The 18,960-nt window shown below is 57.5% G+C and carries 14 protein-coding genes; 10 read left to right on the top strand and 4 right to left on the bottom strand.

Annotated features, from left to right (window positions below):
* Nucleotides 1-61: 61 nt before the first annotated feature.
* From ACR0KC_RS01145 to ACR0KC_RS01115, 7 genes are all read left to right on the top strand, one after another.
* Nucleotides 62-1,915: an ABC-F family ATP-binding cassette domain-containing protein gene (locus ACR0KC_RS01145; protein WP_480771383.1), complete on the top strand. Its 1,854-nt coding sequence runs from the start codon at nt 62-64 to the stop codon at nt 1,913-1,915.
* Nucleotides 1,912-2,532: a MarC family protein gene (locus tag ACR0KC_RS01140; protein ID WP_170393323.1), complete on the top strand. Its 621-nt coding sequence runs from the start codon at nt 1,912-1,914 to the stop codon at nt 2,530-2,532. Before ACR0KC_RS01145 ends, ACR0KC_RS01140 begins: the two co-directional genes overlap by 4 nt.
* Nucleotides 2,533-2,573: 41 nt before the next feature.
* Nucleotides 2,574-3,155: a retropepsin-like aspartic protease family protein gene (locus tag ACR0KC_RS01135; protein WP_480561666.1), complete on the top strand. Its 582-nt coding sequence runs from the start codon at nt 2,574-2,576 to the stop codon at nt 3,153-3,155.
* A gap of 49 nt (nt 3,156-3,204) precedes the next feature.
* The gene (locus tag ACR0KC_RS01130) at nt 3,205-3,831 is read left to right on the top strand and encodes a hypothetical protein (RefSeq protein WP_170421228.1); all 627 of its coding nucleotides are present in this window, start codon (nt 3,205-3,207) and stop codon (nt 3,829-3,831) included.
* Between the two features lie 43 nt (nt 3,832-3,874).
* Nucleotides 3,875-5,089 (top strand): MFS transporter, encoded by a 1,215-nt coding sequence (locus ACR0KC_RS01125; RefSeq protein WP_170510795.1) that lies wholly within the window; start codon nt 3,875-3,877, stop codon nt 5,087-5,089.
* Nucleotides 5,086-5,682, top strand: coding sequence for a YceI family protein (locus tag ACR0KC_RS01120; protein WP_480771382.1), 597 nt, complete (start codon nt 5,086-5,088; stop codon nt 5,680-5,682). The genes ACR0KC_RS01125 and ACR0KC_RS01120 overlap by 4 nt, the downstream gene beginning before the upstream one ends.
* A gap of 80 nt (nt 5,683-5,762) precedes the next feature.
* Nucleotides 5,763-6,986 (top strand): MFS transporter, encoded by a 1,224-nt coding sequence (locus tag ACR0KC_RS01115; protein ID WP_170393328.1) that lies wholly within the window; start codon nt 5,763-5,765, stop codon nt 6,984-6,986.
* Between the two features lie 31 nt (nt 6,987-7,017).
* On the opposite strand, the gene ACR0KC_RS01110 is transcribed toward ACR0KC_RS01115, so the two are convergent.
* From ACR0KC_RS01110 to ACR0KC_RS01100, 3 genes are all read right to left on the bottom strand, one after another.
* On the bottom strand, nt 7,018-8,691 hold the full coding sequence (locus ACR0KC_RS01110; RefSeq protein WP_170595861.1) for a flotillin domain-containing protein: 1,674 nt from the start codon (nt 8,689-8,691) through the stop codon (nt 7,018-7,020).
* A gap of 35 nt (nt 8,692-8,726) precedes the next feature.
* The gene (locus ACR0KC_RS01105; protein ID WP_480771381.1) at nt 8,727-9,443 is read right to left on the bottom strand and encodes an OB-fold-containig protein; all 717 of its coding nucleotides are present in this window, start codon (nt 9,441-9,443) and stop codon (nt 8,727-8,729) included.
* A gap of 206 nt (nt 9,444-9,649) precedes the next feature.
* Complete coding sequence (locus tag ACR0KC_RS01100; protein WP_480771380.1) at nt 9,650-10,576, bottom strand: hypothetical protein; 927 nt, start codon at nt 10,574-10,576, stop codon at nt 9,650-9,652.
* 210 nt (nt 10,577-10,786) lie between these two features.
* Between ACR0KC_RS01100 and metG the strand changes: the two genes are divergently transcribed.
* From metG to ACR0KC_RS01085, 3 genes are all read left to right on the top strand, one after another.
* On the top strand, nt 10,787-12,505 hold the full coding sequence (gene metG / locus ACR0KC_RS01095) for a methionine--tRNA ligase (protein ID WP_170405227.1): 1,719 nt from the start codon (nt 10,787-10,789) through the stop codon (nt 12,503-12,505).
* 291 nt (nt 12,506-12,796) lie between these two features.
* The gene (locus ACR0KC_RS01090) at nt 12,797-13,978 is read left to right on the top strand and encodes an efflux RND transporter periplasmic adaptor subunit (protein WP_170393332.1); all 1,182 of its coding nucleotides are present in this window, start codon (nt 12,797-12,799) and stop codon (nt 13,976-13,978) included.
* Complete coding sequence (locus tag ACR0KC_RS01085) at nt 13,978-17,115, top strand: efflux RND transporter permease subunit (protein ID WP_480771379.1); 3,138 nt, start codon at nt 13,978-13,980, stop codon at nt 17,113-17,115. The genes ACR0KC_RS01090 and ACR0KC_RS01085 overlap by 1 nt, the downstream gene beginning before the upstream one ends.
* Nucleotides 17,116-17,193: 78 nt before the next feature.
* Here the strand turns inward: ACR0KC_RS01085 and glpD are convergent, their stop codons facing one another.
* Complete coding sequence (glpD, locus tag ACR0KC_RS01080) at nt 17,194-18,771, bottom strand: glycerol-3-phosphate dehydrogenase (RefSeq protein ID WP_480771682.1); 1,578 nt, start codon at nt 18,769-18,771, stop codon at nt 17,194-17,196.
* Nucleotides 18,772-18,960: the final 189 nt, after the last annotated feature.

Below are 18,960 nucleotides of genomic sequence, written 5' to 3'. Positions count from 1 at the left end.
GCTTCTGAATTGAACATGGCGACCTCTGGCGGCGGTTTGGATGCTCTGGTAAGAGCGGCTCATGCTACGGATCGAGAACATCACCTACGCCGTCGAAGGGCGACCCCTGTTTGATGGGGCCAGTGCAACCATTCCGGATGGTCACAAGGTGGGCCTTGTGGGGCGGAATGGCACCGGTAAAACCACGCTCTTTCGATTGATCCGGGGCGAGTTGTCTTTGGAATCGGGCAATATCGCGCTGCCGAAGCGCGCGCGGATCGGGGGCGTGGCGCAGGAAGTGCCCTCATCAGATGTTTCGCTGATCAACACGGTTCTGGCAGCGGATGTCGAACGCAGTGCTCTTATGGCCGAGGCTGACAGCGCGACCGATCCGGATCGAATTGCTGAGATTCAGACCCGTCTGGCCGATATCGACGCTTGGTCGGCTGAGGCGCGCGCCGCGTCGATTCTCAAGGGATTGGGCTTTGATGATGAGGATCAGCTCAAGCCCTGCTCGGATTTCTCGGGCGGCTGGCGGATGCGCGTGGCGCTGGCAGCGGTGCTGTTTTCGCAACCCGATCTACTGCTGCTGGACGAACCGACCAACTATCTGGACCTCGAAGGTGCGTTGTGGCTCGAAAGCTATCTGGCAAAATATCCGCACACGGTCATCATCATCAGCCACGACCGTGGTCTGTTGAACCGCGCCGTGGGGTCAATCCTGCATTTGGAAGACCGCAAGCTGACCTACTACGCGGTGCCTTACGATAAATTCGCCGAACGTCGCGCCGAACGCCTGGCGCAGGCTGAATCCGAAAATGCCAAAGCCAAGGCGCGCATCGCCCACTTGCAGAGTTTCGTGGATCGGTTTCGCTACAAGGCGTCTAAGGCTGTTCAAGCCCAATCTCGCCTCAAGATGATCGAGCGCATCCAGCTGGTCTCAACCCCGCAAGAGGCGGCTTTGCGCGCCTTTTCTTTCCCCGAACCGGAAGAACTGTCGCCCCCGATCATCCAACTTGAGGGCGGTGTGACCGGCTATGGTGAGACCGAAGTTTTGCGTCGGCTGAACCTGCGCATTGATCAGGATGACCGCATCGCATTGCTCGGCAAGAACGGTCAGGGCAAATCGACCCTGTCGAAACTACTGTCCGACCGCCTGCCCTTGATGGCTGGCAAAATGACCCGCAGCTCCAAGCTGCGCATCGGTTATTTCGCGCAACATCAGGTGGATGAGCTGCATGTGGACGAAACCCCTCTGGACCATCTGCGCCGCCTGCGCCCCGACGAAGCGCCTGGCAAATGGCGCTCGCGGCTGGCCGGGTTCGGATTGAACGCGGATCAGGCCGAAACGCTGGTCGGGCGTCTATCGGGTGGGCAAAAGGCGCGTTTGTCGCTGCTGATCGCCACGATCGACGCGCCGCATATGTTGATCCTTGACGAACCGACCAACCACCTGGACATCGAAAGCCGCGAAGCGTTGGTCGAAGCACTGACCGCCTATTCCGGCGCGGTTATTCTGGTGAGCCACGACATGCACCTGCTGTCGCTGGTCGCCGACCGGCTTTGGTTGGTTTCGGATGGCACTGTGAAGCCGTTCGACGGCGATCTTGAGGCCTATCGCGCCCTTCTTTTGGCCCGCGAAAAACCGGTCAAAGAGAAGCCACAGACCACCAAGCCCAAACGCCCATCGCGCGAGACGGTATTGGCCCTACGTGCCGATCTGCGCAAATGCGAAGATCGGGTCGAGAAACTAACGGATATGCACGACAAGCTATCGGCCAAACTTGCGGATCCTGCGCTTTATGAAGATGACCGGATCAACGATCTGGAAACCTGGAACCGCAAATTCGCCGAGGTGGTCGAAGCCATGCAAAAGGCTGAAGCCCTATGGGTCGCCGCCGCAGAACGGTTGGAACAGGCAGAGAGCGCAGCATGATCGACATGGCCTTTTTCATAACGGCTTTCACCACGATGTTTGTGGTGATCGACCCTTTCGGAACCACGCCAATTTTCGTTGCCTTGACGCAGGACATGGATGCGGCCACACGCCGTAAGATTGCCATTCGCAGCTGCCTGACCGCGGTTTTCATCCTGATCGCCTTTGCCGCTTTTGGTGAAGCGGTTCTTGGATTCGTCGGCATCTCGATGGAAGCCTTCCGCGTTGCAGGTGGCGCGCTTTTGTTTCTGACTGCGCTGGACATGCTGTTCGACCGCCGTACCAAACGCCGCGAGGACCGCGCCGAGGAAGAAGATCATTCTGACCCTTCGGTGTTCCCTTTGGCCATCCCCCTGATCGCGGGCCCCGGATCGATCGCAACAATCATTCTTTTGGCCGGACAAAACCCGGGCGTCCCTGGGATCGCAGCGGCCTGCGCTGTTATGCTGGCCGTCATGTTGGTTGTATTTGTGTTCTTTCTGGCCGGAGGCATGATCGCCCGTATTCTTGGTAAGACCGGGCTGAACGTGCTGACACGGCTGCTGGGTATGCTGCTGGCTGCACTGTCGGTTCAGTTCATTCTTGATGGCCTCAAAGCCTTTGGTTTCGCCTCGTGAAACACCATATTGGTATGAGAAAACTGATTTCGGGTGATTGAATGGACGGCTACGATATTGGGCGCTTGACCTATCTGGTTCTGCTGGGTGCGGCCCTGTTGATGTGGTTTATCACTCAGAACCGTCAGTCTTTGGGCAAAACCATGCAGCAGGTCGCGGCTTGGGTGTTTATCTTTATCGGTGTCATTGCCGTTGTCGGATTGTGGGATGACATCCGTTCAACCGTCAGCCCGACCCCGCAACTGACCGTAACTGATCAGCGGATTGAAGTGCCCCGCTCTTATGATGGACACTACTATTTACCAATGCTGGTGAATGGCACAGCGGTGACCTTTCTGGTCGATACCGGGGCCAGCAATATCGTCATCAGCCCGAAAGATGCCGAACGAATTGGAATCGATACGGATCAATTGAACTATCTCGGCCGCGCCTCGACGGCCAATGGCATTGTGCGTACGGCGCCGGTTCGGCTGGACAGCCTGTCTTTGGGTCCCATCACCGATCGCGGTATCCTGGCCTCGGTCAATGAAGGCGATCTGGGTCAATCCTTGCTAGGGATGGCGTATCTGCACCGCTTTTCGAACATCCAGTTCGCAGATGGGCGTCTAATCCTGTCGCGTTGACCGCATTCCCCAATTGAGAACAAAATGAGAACATGCTAATTTGATCAGCATGTCCACCAATCTTCTTGGCCGCAAGCCCGCGCGCACCCCACCCGGGGTGGCCCTGCACCCACAGATCAGTCTGCAACTGGCCCGTGTACACGAAGCCTGCGGCCCTGCCCGGCGTAGCTTTGCTCTGTGGGTGGCGGGGCAGACTCAAGGGCCAGTGATGTGGATTGCCCCGGCTTGGGAGGTGGCGCAGCTGCATCCCGAGGGCATGCTGCCTTTTGCCGATCCGTCCCGGTTTCTGCTGATCCGCCCTGACAAACCCGAAGACCTGTTGTGGTGCATGGAAGAAGCCTTGCGCAGCGGTGCCGCCCCGTTGGTCATTGGCGATTTGCCCGGCCCGCCGGGTCTGACCCCGGTCCGGCGGATGCATCTGGCTGCCGAACAGGGCGGCATATCGGGACAGGCTCCGCTGGGGCTATTGCTGACGCCTGACGATGGTGGCGCACAGGGGATTGAGACGCGCTGGCATATGGCGCCCACCTATCGGGACGAGGCCTGCAGTTGGTGTCTGACCCGCCGCCGCGCCCGCGCCCTGCCCCCGGCCAGTTGGCACGTGACGCGGGCCGCTCCTCATTCCGGACTGCAGCTAAAGCAGATCAAATCCGAAGACGCCCCGATGATCACATAACTTGTGACTGGCCAAAACCGGACTTGCCCCCTAGCGTGCCGGCATGACACACCCGATCCATGACAGCCGATATTCCTGGCTTCGCCTGCTGATCACCCTGGCCATCGCAACCGTGGTCAATGTGGGCATGTGGGCTGTGATCGTCGTCATGCCCGCCATCGAGGCCGAGTTTGGCGCAGACCGAGCCGCGGCGTCGATGCCCTATACGCTCGCCATGATCGGCTTTGCCTTCGGCAACATGTGGCTAGGCAAGCTGGTGGACCGACTGGGCGTGACAATGGCGTTGATCGGCGCCGCTGTGCTGAGCGCGGTAAGCTATCTGCTGGCAACCCTTGCGCCGAATATCGCGCTGCTGTCGGTTGCGCATCTTCTGCTGGGGCTCGGTACGTCAATCGGATTTGGACCACTGATCGCCGATATCTCGCATTGGTTCATGCGCAGGCGAGGGATTGCCGTGGCACTGGTGGCCAGTGGCAACTACCTGTCTGGCGCGATATGGCCCACGCTGCTGTCGGGCATTCTGCAGCGCGACGGGTGGCAGCAGGTTTATCTGAGTCTCGCCGTCATCACCCTGGTCGCCGTCATTCCTCTGTCCCTGCTTTTGCGCAGACAGGTCCCCGTCGAGGCGCACGGCACGGCAGCAGCGGCAGCACAGGTCAAAGCACAAAGCGTCGGCTTTTCACCCCGCGCCCTGCAGTACATCCTTGGGTTGGCTGGTATCGGCTGCTGCGTGGCCATGTCGATGCCCCAGGTCCATATTGTCTCCTATTGTGTGGGCTTGGGCTATGGCCCGGCCGTTGGGGCCGAGATGCTGTCTCTGATGCTGTTGGGCGGCGTGGTTAGCCGCATCATCTCGGGGCTTGTCGCGGACCGGTTGGGAGGGCTTTCAACACTGCTGATTGGCTCGGTCCTGCAATGTATCGCTCTGTTCCTGTTTCTCCCTTATGATGGGATGGTTTCGCTTTATGTCGTCAGCATGCTATTCGGGCTGGCCCAGGGTGGTATCGTCCCCAGCTACGCGCTGATTGTACGTGAATATATGCCCCCGCAAGAGGCCGGTGCGCGCGTGGGTTTTGTCATGATGATGACTATCCTCGGCATGGCTCTGGGTGGTTGGATGTCGGGCTGGATCTATGACGTGACTGGCAGTTATCAGCTTGCTTTCATCAATGGCATCCTTTGGAACGGGCTGAACATCGCAATCGTGCTGATGCTCATGAAACGCTCGCGCCCGCGCGGTCGCACGGCGATGGCATGAGGAACCTTACCCGACGCAGCCTGATTGCAAGCCTTTGCGCGTTACCAATGGCACGGGCAGCGATGGCCGCCCTCACCCCATATGCGCTGGCAGCATCGCGCAGTTCCGTTGGCTTCACCTATGATTTGTCCGGCGCGCTTCAGACGGGCACGATGCCAGTACAGTCGGCCCAAATTCTGATTGATACCAATCGCTTGCAAAACAGCCGGGTCGATGTCGTGCTGGACGTGGCCCGGGCGCGGACGAACCTACCATTTGCCCGAGGTCCGATGTTGGGAAAAAGTGTGTTGAACGCTGCCCAATACCCCACCATCCGTTTCATCACGACTAAGATTCAGCTGGGACCCACTGGCCGTATCTCGGAAGGTGCAACCGTGACCGGCGATCTCACAGTGCGCGGTATCACGCGTCCGGTGACTTTGAGCGCCAACCTGTATCGGAGACCGGGAAGCGCGGTGGATGATTTGGACACCCTGTCCATCCGGCTAGAGGGGGCGATCAATCGAAATGAGTTTGGCGCGTCTGGATATCCTGGTCTTGTACAACCCACGATCGGCCTGGACATCCACGCCGAAATCATCCGGCAGGATTAACCACAAAAAGGCAAAAAACGACGTCAGGGCGTCGATTAGGCGCGCGCATTTCGTAGCGACAAGGTCAAGTTGCACCTATCATGCGTACGATCATTTCATTTGCCGCCCTCTTTCTTTCGGTCATTCTGCTGCAGCTCTCAACGGGCGGTGTCGGTCCGCTGGATGCAATCTCGGGGCTGACGCTTGATTTTTCGACCGAACAGATCGGTCTGCTGGGGTCATCGCACTTTATCGGGTTCTTTGTTGGTTGCTGGTGGGCTCCGCGGCTTATGGGCAGTGTCGGGCACTCGCGCGCATTTGCGGTCTGCACCGCTTTGGGCGCGATGGGGTTGCTGGGGCATACTCTGACTGAAAACCCTTATGTCTGGGCCGCTCTGCGTATCGCATCGGGAACCTGTGTGGCCGGGTGTTACACCGTGATCGAGGCTTGGCTTAACGCCAAGGTCACCAACGAAACCCGTGGGCGCGCGATGGGTACGTATCGTATCGCCGATATGGGGGCCTCGCTTTGTGCACAGCTTATCATTGCTGTTCTGCCACCCGCCTCTTACGTTTCATACAACCTGCTTGCGATCCTATGCTGTGCATCGATCTTGCCGCTGGCCCTAACTCGCGCCAGCCAACCCAAGACACCGGACACCCCGCGCCTGCGCCCCAAGCTGGCCTGGCACAGCTCACCACTGGCTGTGGCGGGCGTTATCGTGGCTGCGCTCAGTTCGGCATCATTGCGCATGGTCGGCCCGGTATACGGTCAGGAGGTCGGACTGGGCGTAGATCAGATTGCATTCTTTCTGGCCTCTTTCGTTCTGGGCGGCGCACTGGCCCAGTACCCCTTGGGTTGGCTCGCAGACAAGTATGATCGACGCTGGGTGCTGATCTGGCTATCCGTGGCAGCGGTGCTAAGCTGCGGTGTCACGATGTTGGCTAGCGGAACTGGAACGGTCGGCGTTATGCTGGCCGCCGGGTTCTTTGGCCTGACCACGTTTCCGATTTTCTCGGTTTCCTCGGCGCATGCGAATGATTTTGCCACGACCGAACAACGCGTTGAATTGGCAGCGGCCTTGATGTTCTGGTACGCGCTGGGGGCGATTGCATCGCCCTACATCTCATCCACGTTGATCCAGCAATTCGGCCCTGGAGCCCTGTTTGCTTTTGTTGCATTGGGTCATGTGTTTCTTATTGTTTTTGGCCTCGCCCGTATGCGCTCGCGCCCGACGCCCGAGAAACGGACGAATTATGTCTATGCTCCGCGCACATCCTTTACCATCGGCAGGCTGCTCAAGGGTTCTCGCGAAAAGCAATGAAAAAGGGCCGGGAAATCCCGGCCCTTCTGTTTTACTGCTGGACCGCTGGCCCATGGCCCTCGACCACGTCGACCACCTCATCTGGGTCCACGGTGCTCTCAAGCGCACCGTTCACCACGCCCCCGACGCCGTTCTCCATGGACAAGCCAAGCTCTTCGCCCAGTTTCTTGAGCGCTGGCATCTGCACGGCCATTCCCATGATCGAATCCAACGCCTGATTGACAACCGGCTTTTCACCGCTTGAAACACCACCACCATTGGCAGCTCCGATCCCACCAACCTGATGGATTTTGATCGAGTCGATTTTTTCGGCCGGTTTGACCATTTCCGAGATGATCGAGGGCATGGTTTCAATGCGGGTCAAGTCGACCTTCATCCGGATCTGCTCAGGTGACAGGGCATTGTCGGCCTCTACGATCGCACGCTTACCTTCCGCCTCGGCCAGCATGTCGTTCTTCTTGGCCTCGGCGCGAATGTTCAACGCGTCTGCTTCGGCCTGCGCTTCCTCGCGGCGGGCTTCGGCGCGATCTGCGGCGGCCTCTTTCTCGGCCTGCGCTGACAAACGGATCGCGGTGGCCTGACGTTCGGCCTCACGGGTGGCTTCAATCAGAACAATCTGCTTCTGGCGCTCGGCCTCGGCCACTTCGCGCGCCGTAGCCACGGCTTCGGTTGCTTTGGTCGCCTCGGCTCGAGCCAGATCGGCGGATGCGCGCGCGCGGCTTTCCTCTTCGGATTTCTGCGCGATGATGATCTGGCGTTCCTGTTCCGCGACTTCGATCTCACGCTCTTTGGCGATCTCGGCATCGCGGATTTTGCGCTCGCGCTCAATCTCGGCGGAACGAATGGCCTCTTCACGGGCAATCCGGGCGCGTTCGGTTTCGCGTACCGAGTCTTCAGTTCGCGCTGCGATCTCCGCCTCTTGCGCCACACGAAGAGTTTCCACCTTCTGCGCCTGCTCGATGCGCGCCTGCTGTTCGTCCTGTTCGATCAGCAACTTCTGACGCTCCGCTTCCATCGCCGCACGACGCACCTCAACCTCGGCCTCGGCGTCGATCTGCGCGCGTTCTTTTTTGGATATGGCGATCACCTCGGCCAGCTTACGCATACCCACGGCGTTAAAGGCGTTATTCTCGTCCAGAGCCTCGAACGGGGTCTGGTCCAGCGCGGTCAGCGAGACGGACTCCAGCGAAAGACCGTTCTTAAGCAGGTCCTCGGACACCGCATTCTGCACCTCTTGCACAAAGTCGGCGCGGTTTTCATGCAGACCGTCCATGGTCATCTGAGCGGCCACAGCGCGCAGACCGTCGATCAGCTTGCCTTCGATCATCTCACGTAGTTGCTCGACGTCAAAGGTGCGATCACCCAGCGTTTGCGCGGCGCGTGCGATGCCCTCTTCAGTCGCCATCACCGAGACGTAGAATTCGACACCCACGTCGACACGCATCCGGTCTTTGGTGATGAGCGCGGCCTCACCGCTGCGCTGCACCTCAAGGCGCAGAGTCTTCATGTTGACCGGGCTGACTTCGTGCAGCAACGGTACGATGATGACGCCGCCATCCATGATGACCTTTTTGCCACCCGCGCCGGTTTTCACCAGGCTGATCTCGCGCGTGGCGCGTCGATAAAGGCGGCCAAGTACAAGGCCTATGAACAAGAGTACGGCTAAAATAGTCACAACTGTAACGGCCAGGAATGATAGTTCCATGCAATATCCTCCGGATTGGGGTTAAGATTTTTTGGTTAAACTGACATGCGAACCAGAACGAACCGGTCGCGCCGTCGATCACGCAGAACAAGGACTTCTGTTCCCTGCTCCAGCGCATCTTTGTCCTGCAACGGCTCTGCGCGCAGGTAGTGCGTGTTGCCAAAGCGATCCATGACGCGGACTTCGGCTGGACGGCCTCGCGATGCGATACCCTGAGTGATCACGCCACGGCGGCGGGCCAGCATCCGTTCCGACATCGCTTCGGTTTCGGTTTTGGGCAGGAGGCGAGCGAAGACACCACCAAAGCCACGTGCGAACCATAGGCCGAACACTCCGGCCGGAATCGCGGCCAACCATGCAGGTAAGTCAAAGCCCAGCAGATCACGCAGCGCCAGTTGCAGGCCTATGCCACTCAGGCCGAAACCAGCCAGCAGCACAACGAGCCAGATCATGAATGGCGTCTTGCCAATGCCCAACCAGCCAAACGGGCCGACGGGCGTAGCCGCAGGCACATCGGTTTCAATTTCGGCCAGTTCCAAGTCACCCAGATCGATGTCGGCGTCGATATCCAGATCAAAGTCGGCGATGTCCAGATCGGGCGCGCCGACCATGTCCAGATCAACCTCGCCCTCGCCTGCCAGAAGACTTCCCCCGAAAACCAATGCGATCAGTTCAAGGCCCAGAAGACCGAACAGAAGCGCAAGCGCCAAGGTAAAGGGCACAAATGCGCCCTCTAGTAAAAAGTCAAACATCAGAAGATTGCCCTCGTTATTGTATACTTTTGTATACATTTTAAATGGGAAGTCATTGCTACAATTTCAAGAGGTTGTGATTCTGTGTTTCAACCTGAGGTTATTTAAATTCAAATATCTGGTACAATCTGCAACCATGACATTAAGCTCAATTTCTTTCGCCCGAGCGAAACGTATCACCTGTTCACACCTGCTGGAGTAATTCTCTAATCGGTGGGCTTTGGCGGTGGTGCCGGGATCATTTCATCCAGGATTGATCCCGCCTCATATCCCAGCAGGTCAACCCGCATCCGTTCCGGGTCTCCGAACACCCATGCACCAACATGCCTCTGCATTCGAACGTATCCGGCGTATCCAGCCAACGCGTCGTTCCCATGAGCGTTCTCAGCGAACAGAACCTGCCCGGCAGCAACCTTTTCCGGCATCACGCGCTGTAGGTACAGTAGCACGACATTGACGTCTTTGACGCTGGAGCCGCCGTGATGCACGACATACATCTTGGTCCACTCCTCTTCGCTTATGGATGCGCGTGCGTCGGACACGGCGGAATGAAGTGCGTTCAACTCCGCACGTGAAGATTTCTCCATATTCTCTGCCCAGATGGGCCGCATGTCGTTGATCACCTGCGAAACCGCTTCACGTGTGATCTGATCCTTGTCGAGTGCACCTTGAGCAAATGCCCGGGCTGTTTCGAGCATTTTGCGCTGGCTCGCCAAGTCGCCCTCGGTCATGCCCAGTTCGCCCAATGTCGCAAGAAATACATCTATCTCATTGATGATAATTGCAAACTCCGCCTTCCAGCGCTCATCATCGGTATTATCATCAGGCCATGGAGTCACCGCCCCGATCAATCCCAACACAACATGCGACGTGGACTTCAGATGTTGATAGGTTGGCGCATCCCTTGGATAGCTCGCCTCTCCGTCTTCGGTCATGACTGTGACATCACGTGCGATAATCATGACGGGCCGGGTTTCAGCCGTCAGCGCATCCTGGCCACGGTGAAAGATCGAGAGCATAGCGTGGTCAAAAGCATGCACCGGATCATCTGTGGCGCTCTGGTCGGCGATGGCGCTGGCGGTAAATACAATAGCTGCAACGGCGGCACAGCAGCCCATCCATAAACTCTGCATAATGAAATTCCCCCTAAGCTGGGTTCTCCTGATCATCATACACCATTGGTACGCACGGGGCGAAATCGCTGACGAACGCGACACAAACTCGCGGGAATGCACGAAGTCGCGTAGTAATACCCGTTAAATTCAAGCGGGTATGAATGCGGGCTTTTGCTTACTGGCCACATAAGGTAGACGGGCGCGCAGACAGATACGTGGAAGCGCATTATGGCCCGAATTCTCATCACCTCGGCGATCCCTTACATCAACGGGATCAAACATCTCGGCAACCTGATCGGCTCGCAATTGCCTGCCGATCTGTACGCTCGCTATCAGCGCGGCCGGGGCAATGAGGTCATGTTCCTGTGTGCAACCGACGAGCACGGCACCCCGGCCGAGCTGGCCGCCGCCAAAGCGGGCAAACCTGTGGCTGAATATTGCGCTGACATGTACGCAGTACAGGCCGATATCGCCAAGCGCTTTGGCCTGAGCTTTGATCACTTTGGCCGCTCGTCCAGCGATCAGAACCGTAAACTGACCCAGCATTTCGCTGGCAAACTGGATGAAGCCGGGCTGATCCGGGAAGTCAGCGAAAAGCAGGTTTATTCCAACGCCGATGGCCGTTTTCTGCCCGACCGCTATATCGAAGGCACTTGCCCCAATTGCGGTTACGAGCGCGCGCGCGGCGACCAGTGCGAAAATTGTACCAAGCAGCTAGACCCGACCGACCTGATCGAGCCCCGCAGCGCGATCAGCGGCTCGACCGATCTTGAGGTGCGTGAGACCAAGCACCTGTATTTGCGTCAATCCGCAATGAAAGATCAGTTGGACGCGTGGATCGACAGCAAGACAGACTGGCCGATCCTGACAACCTCGATCGCCAAGAAATGGTTGCATGATGGCGACGGCCTGCAGGATCGCGGCATTACCCGCGATCTGGATTGGGGTGTACCAGTCAAGAAAGGTGATCAAGATTGGCCCGGCATGGAAGGCAAAGTCTTCTATGTCTGGTTCGATGCCCCCATTGAATACATCGCCTGCGCCAAGGAATGGGCCGACGCCAATGGTAAGTCTGATGCCGATTGGGAACGTTGGTGGCGCACCGACAAAGGCGCAGAAGATGTGCGTTACGTTCAGTTCATGGGCAAGGACAATGTGCCCTTCCACACCCTGTCTTTCCCGGCCACCATTCTGGGATCGGGCGAGCCCTGGAAGATGGTCGACCACCTGAAATCATTCAACTACCTGAACTATGACGGTGGCCAATTCTCGACCTCACAGGGCCGTGGCGTGTTCATGGATCAGGCGCTGGACATTCTGCCCGCCGACTACTGGCGCTGGTGGCTGTTGAGCCATGCGCCAGAAAGCAGCGACAGCGAGTTCACATGGGAGAACTTCCAGCAGTCGGTGAACAAAGATCTTGCGGATGTTCTGGGTAACTTTGTCAGCCGGATCACTAAGTTCTGCCGCTCGAAATTCGGTGAAGCAGTGCCCGAAGGTGGTGCGTATGGCGAACGTGAACAGACCCTGATTGCTGAGCTTAATAGCCGAGTACGTGCCTACGAAGGCCACATGGAAGCGATGGAAGTGCGCAAATCCGCGCAAGAGCTGCGAGCGATCTGGGTCGCGGGCAACGAGTATCTGCAGGCTGCCGCACCATGGTCTACCTTTAAGGAAGATCCTGTGCAGGCTGCGGCGCAGGTGCGGCTGGGGCTGAACCTGATCCGCCTCTATGCAGTTCTGAGCGCGCCGTTCATTCCCGATGCGTCTGCAAAAATGCTTAGTGCGATGAACACACTCAATACCAGCTGGCCCGAAGATATCGATGCCGCGCTGTGCGCCCTGCCCGCTGGCCATGAATTTTCGGTTCCCGACGTGCTGTTTGCCAAAATCACGGACGAACAGCGCGAAGACTGGCAGAATCGGTTTGCGGGAACGCGTGAATAACAACAAAATTCGATTTATGAATGCCGCAGCGGAGCCCTGAAGCCTCTCCGCTGCTGGTTTTTGGCAGAGAAAATTCGCCCGCCCCTATTGTCATCGGGCAGGTAAACGCCTGCGGATGCAGGCTAAGTCTGCAGACTGGAAAGAAATTTCGGGTCGATTCTTGCCAACGCATTACCTCAACACGCTTGAGAAACTGCGTCAAACCCGCCATCCTGCCTATAAAATCAATCGACTCATCCGGGGGTTTCTGTTGCCCGGTTGTGCAATCTTTACTTTGAACGAGGCGCCAACATGTCCCTTGCATTTAAGAAGCCAGCACTCCGCCCACGCGGCTATTTCAGGGCACTAGGCGTTTCTGCCGCTTTGTTTGCATGTTCCAGCCTGCCTCAGATAGCGGTCGCGCAGGATCAGGGTGATGCCCCTGCGCCCAAGGTGTCGATCGCCGCAGCTTATACCGAAGAGATCACCGATCAGGCCACCTTCATTGGACGGGCCGAGGCAATCGACAAGGTCGATATTATCGCGCGCGTCAGTGGTTTCCTGGACAGCCAGAACGTCGACGATGGCTCTCCGGTGAATGAGGATGACCTGCTATTCACGATCGAACCTGATCTTTACGAAGCCACGCTTGAGGCGCGTAAAGCCGATCTGGATCGGGCGCAGGCAAACCTTGAACTGGCCAAAGTCGATCTCGCCCGCAAGGAAGAGCTGTATAAGCGCGACGCTACACCGGAATCAGAACGTGACATTGCCCGAGCCAATGAACTGGTCGCCGAGGCCGAGGTCAAAGCCGCCAATGCAGCGATCCAACAGGCCGAGCTTGATCTGAGCTACACACAGATCCACGCCCCGTTTTCGGGCCGCATCGGCCGCGTGGAAACCAGTGTCGGTGATGTTGTGGGCCCCAACAATCCGCCGCTTGTCACCCTGGTCAGCGAAGCCCCCATCTATGTGAATTTTTCGTTGAATGAGAAGCAGTTCACGTCGGTTCTTGAACAATTTGGCGAAGACCCGGCCACGCTAGCTGAAAGCAGCCAAAGCCCGAATGTTCATGTGACTCTGCCGAACGGTACTGAGCTGGATGAAACCGGCGAAATCATTTTTGTCGACAACCGCATAGATCCGCTGACCGGCGCCATTACGATCACGGCTCAATTCGACAATGCCAAGCGTCTGCTCGTTGATGGTGCCTTCGTGAACGTTCAGATCGAAGCGCTTGAGCCGACGCTGCAGGTATTGATCCCTCAAGCAGCGCTGCAGCGTGATCAGCGCGGCGAATTCGTTCTGGTCGTCAATGACAAGCAGATGGTTGAACAACGCTATATCACAACCGGAGATACCGTGGATTCGGCGATTATCGTCACAGATGGCCTGCGCGAAGGCGAAAGCGTCATCGTCGAAGGCCTGCAACGCGTGCGCCCCGGCGTCGCCGTTGATGCAGTCGTTGCGTCCGAGCAGCCGGAGAATAACTGATGTTCTCAGCCCTGTTTATCAGCCGGCCCAAGCTGGCGCTTGTCATTTCGCTGGTCCTGACCATTTTGGGCGGGATCGGTTATCTGGTTCTGCCGGTTGCGCAGTTTCCCGATATCACGCCGCCGGTGGTCAGCGTAACGGCCACCTATACAGGTGCAAATGCCGAAACCGTGGAAAACACCGTGGCCGCCCCGATCGAGGCGCAGGTCAACGGTGTGGACGACATGATCTACATGACGTCGACCTCATCGGATAACGGTTCGTATTCGTTGAACGTTACGTTCGAGGTGGGCACCGACCCCGATATCGCCTCGGTCAACGTACAGAACCGTGTGGCACAGGCGATGGCATCGCTGCCGTCCGAAGTGACTTCATCCGGTGTTGTCACGCAAAAAGCGTCAACCAACATGTTGTTGCTGGTCACGCTGACCTCGCCCAATGGCACATATGACAGTGTGTTCCTGTCGAACTATGCCTCAATCAACTTGAAAGACGCTCTGGCGCGGGTTCAGGGCGTGGGTAAAGCGGATGTTCTGACCAATCTGGAATACGCCATGCGGATCTGGATGGATCCGGACAAGATGGCCGCGCTGTCAATCACTCCGGGTGATGTGATCAATGCCATCCGCGAACAGAATATCGAAGTCTCTGCGGGCTCAATCGGGTCGCCTCCTGTGCCTGAAGGACAAACCTTTCAGTACACGATCAAGACCAAAGGCCGCCTGACCTCGGCCGATGAATTCGGAGATATTGTAATCCGTACAGGCGAAGCCGGTGCGATTGTGCGCGTCAAAGACATTGCGCGGGTTGAATTGGGGGCGCAGTTCTATTCCGCCTCGGGCTATTTCGAAAGCGTTCCTGCGACCGTTATCGGCATCTATCAGGCCCCCGGCGCAAACGCCCTTGCGGTGTCCGAACGTGTTGAGGCCGAACTTGAGCGCCTGTCACGATCCTTTCCCACTGATGTCGAATACGATGTTCCATTCAATACGACGGATTTCGTGGAACAGTCGCTCAATGACGTGGTCTCGACCCTCATCCTGACATTCATATTGGTGATCACAGTTGTGTTCATCTTCCTTGGCAGTTGGCGGGCGACGATCATTCCAGCGGTGGCCATTCCGGTTTCATTGATCGGGACATTTGCCTTCCTGCTGGCTTTTGGCATGTCGCTGAATACGATCTCTCTGTTCGCGCTTGTGCTGGCCATCGGGATCGTTGTGGATGACGCGATCGTTGTGGTGGAAAACGTCGAGCGTATCATCGCCGACGAAGGCCTTTCCCCTGCCGAGGCAACCCGCAAGGCCATGGGCCAGATCACCGGCCCTGTCATCGCAACCACGCTGGTGCTTCTGGCCGTGTTCGTGCCGGTGACGTTCATGCCCGGCATATCCGGGCGATTGTATTCGCAGTTTGCCGTCACGATCTCGACCGCTGTTGTGATCTCGTCGATCAACGCGTTGACCTTGTCTCCGGCATTGTGCGGGTTGGTCTTGCAGCCACGCTCAGGGCCACCCAAAGGGCTGCTGGCTGTGTTCGAGAAATTTATCGGCGGCATGCGCAGCGGCTATGTCGCCATTGTGCGAAAGCTGTTGATCCTGCCCGTCATTTCGCTTGGGATCATTGCGGCGTTCGCAGCAGGCACTGGGACCATTATGGGCAACACGTCCAAAGGGTTCATTCCGCTGGAAGATAATGGATATCTGTTCGTCGATATCCAGCTTCCCGACGCGGCGACGCTTGAACGGACCGAGGCGGTTTCTGCGCGGATCGATGAACAGATTCAACAGATCTCCGGCGTATCCAGTACCGTTCTGGTCAATGGGTTCTCGCTGTTGAACGGGACCACTACCAATGGCGCAGCCATCTTTGTCAACCTGACCAACTGGGAAGAGCGGCAGGAACCCGAGCTCAGTGCGGATGCGATCCTGAACCAGGTTCTGGCGATTGCATATGGTGAGTCTGCCGCATCGATTGTTGCGTTCAACCCGCCACCCATTCAGGGCCTTGGTATGTCTGCAGGGGTTGAAATGGAAGTGCAGCAGACCGGTGGCGGCTCGCCGCAGGATCTGGCCTCGGCCGTTGGGTCGTATGTCTATGCCGCAAACCAGCGTCCTGAGATCGCGCAGGCCTACACCACCTTCCGCGCGAACGTGCCGCAATTGTTTGTCGATCTGGATCGGGAAAAGGCCAAAACTCTGCAAGTCTCGGTGGCCGAGATTTTCCAGACCATGCAAGCGCAGCTTGGCTCGTATTACGTAAATGATTTCAACCTGTTTGGTCGTGTCTACCGCGTAATGATCCAGGCCGAAGGCTCGTATCGGAATAAGGTCGATGATATCTCAGAGCTTTATGTACGTTCCACCAAAGGTGAGATGGTACCGCTTGGCACGCTGATCGATATCGAGAACGTGCTGGGTCCGGTCCTGCTAAAGCGGCATAACCTGTTCCGCTCGGCCACTGTAACAGCGGTTCCGGCACCGGGGCTCTCCACCGGGGACGCCATCAATGTCATGACCGAGGAGTCGGCGACCGCCCTGCCCCCCGGCTATGCCTATGAATGGACCGGAACGGCGCAGCAGCAGCTGGCCTCGGGCGGCCTGGTCGTGGTGATCCTTGGGTTGGCGATCCTGTTTGGGTACCTGTTCCTTGTCGGCCAATATGAAAGTTGGACGATGCCCGTTTCGATCCTAATGTCGGTGACCGTGGCCTTGTTCGGTGCCGTCGCAGCGGTGGCAATCGTTGGCAGCGACATCAACCTCTACACGCAGATCGGGATGATTATGCTTGTCGGGCTTGCGTCAAAGAACGGGATTCTGATCGTCGAATTCGCGATGGAGCAAAGGGCCAAGGGGCTGTCAATCAAGGAGGCCGCGGCCGAAGCCGCATATCAGCGTTTCCGCGCTGTGATGATGACCGCGCTGTCCTTCCTTTTGGGCGTGGTTCCCCTGCTGGCCGCGAACGGGGCCGGAGCTGCCAGCCAGAAGGCCATCGGCGTTGCCGTGTTCGGCGGTATGCTGGCAGCCACTCTGTTCGGGGTCATTCTGGTTCCCGTCCTGTACGCTGTGATGCAGAGCCTGCGCGAATGGGTCAAAGGCAGCAAGAACGATCCGGAACCGTCAGAGGAAGCTGCGTAGGGCCGGCATTGAAATCGAAATACGCCCCGCACATCTGCGGGGCGTTTCTTTTTTTGCACGGATCAACCGATCCGCGCGCTAGTCAGTTAATCGTTTGACCATCCAGTCGTCTATCCGGCCGATCTGCTCGAGGCTGAGCCTTAGACCCAGCTTATTGCGCCGCCACACGACATCCTGAGCGGTGCGCGCGTATTCCTTGTCCATCAGCCAAACCAGTTCCGCCTCGGTCAACGTCGCGCCGAAATCGTCACCCAGATCGCTCTGATCTTTTGCTGGACCCAGAAGGTCCCAGGTCTCGGTGCCATAGGCCCGGATCAATCGACGGGCCCAAAAATCGGTCAGGAACGGGTACTCCGCTATCAGTTTCCCGATCAAATCCTGCACGCCGTCGACCGGAAAATCCCCGCCGGGCAATGGGACGCCTGCGGTCCATGGTCCGCCAAGATCTGGGAAATGTTCTCCAATCTTCTCCAGCGCGCTTTCCGCGAGGCGTCTGTAGGTGGTGATTTTACCACCAAAGACATTCAACACCGGAGCCCCGCTCTCGGCATCAACTTTCAGCGTGTAATCGCGGGTAGCCGCCGTGGCACTGCTGGCGCCGTCATCATATAGCGGACGGACGCCTGAATAGGTCCAGACAATATCTTCACGGGTAACGGGCTTCGCGAAGTATTTCGATGCGAAAGCGCACAGATACTCCTGCTCGGCCTCCGTACAAATCGGAGGCTCGGAGGGGTCAGAATGATCCTGATCCGTGGTTCCGATCAAGGTAAAATCCTGCTCGTACGGGATCGCAAAGATGATGCGCCCGTCTTCGCCCTGAAAGAAATAGCACTTGTCATGGTCAAACAGCTTGGGTGTCACGATATGGCTGCCACGCACCAGACGGACGCCTTCTCGGGAATTGACCCGGATCTTGGTCTGGATGATGTCACCTACCCAAGGTCCGCCCGCATTGATCAACATCTTCGCAAGGACGGTTTCGGTCTTGCCGCTATCCCGATCCCGGATCGTAACCTGCCACAGTTCATCGATCCGCTCAGCCGAAAGAACCTCGGTCCTGACCATGATCTTGGCCCCGCGTGCCTCGGCATCGCGGGCGTTCAAAACCACCAGCCGCGAATCCTCGACCCAGCAGTCCGAGTATTCATAGGCGGTTTCAAATTTGTCTTGCAGCGGAGCCCCCTCGGGTGCCGCGCGCAGGTTCAGCGAACGTGTACCCGGCAGGATTTTGCGACCGCCCAGATTGTCATACAAAAACAGGCCAAGCCGTATTAGCCAGGCAGGACGACGCCCGCGCATCCATGGCATCACCGTACTGAGCAACCGTGAGGTCGGCGTTTCAGAGTCAAAACGCATATCGGCGTGATAGGGCAGCACGAAACGCATGGGCCAACTGATATGGGGCATAGCGCGCAGTAAGGTCTCGCGTTCGACCAGCGCTTCACGCACCAAACGAAATTCAAAAAATTCCAGGTACCGTAGCCCGCCATGAAACAGTTTGGTCGAGGCTGACGACGTCGCCGAGGCCAGATCGTTCATTTCAGCCAAGGTGACCGATAGGCCCCGACCTGCCGCATCACGTGCGATACCGCACCCATTTATACCCCCGCCGATCACAAAAAGATCGGTAACTTGGCTGCTGTCCGATGACATATCCAATTGATTCCCCAACGTGGCAGTTTCAAGCGCATTAGCAGCATGATGGTTCGTATCGTCAACTTTATTTTTCGATAATGTTCGTTTTAGCTGAAACAACGAATATTAATAAATGCAACTAACGAATTCCCTTGCTTAACCGCAAAATTAGAACAAAAACGAAAACTCCGGAACTCAGGACCGCCC

Source organism: Ruegeria sp. CF3 (genome assembly GCF_056537365.1).
This window is presented reverse-complemented; position numbering and strand designations above follow the sequence as displayed.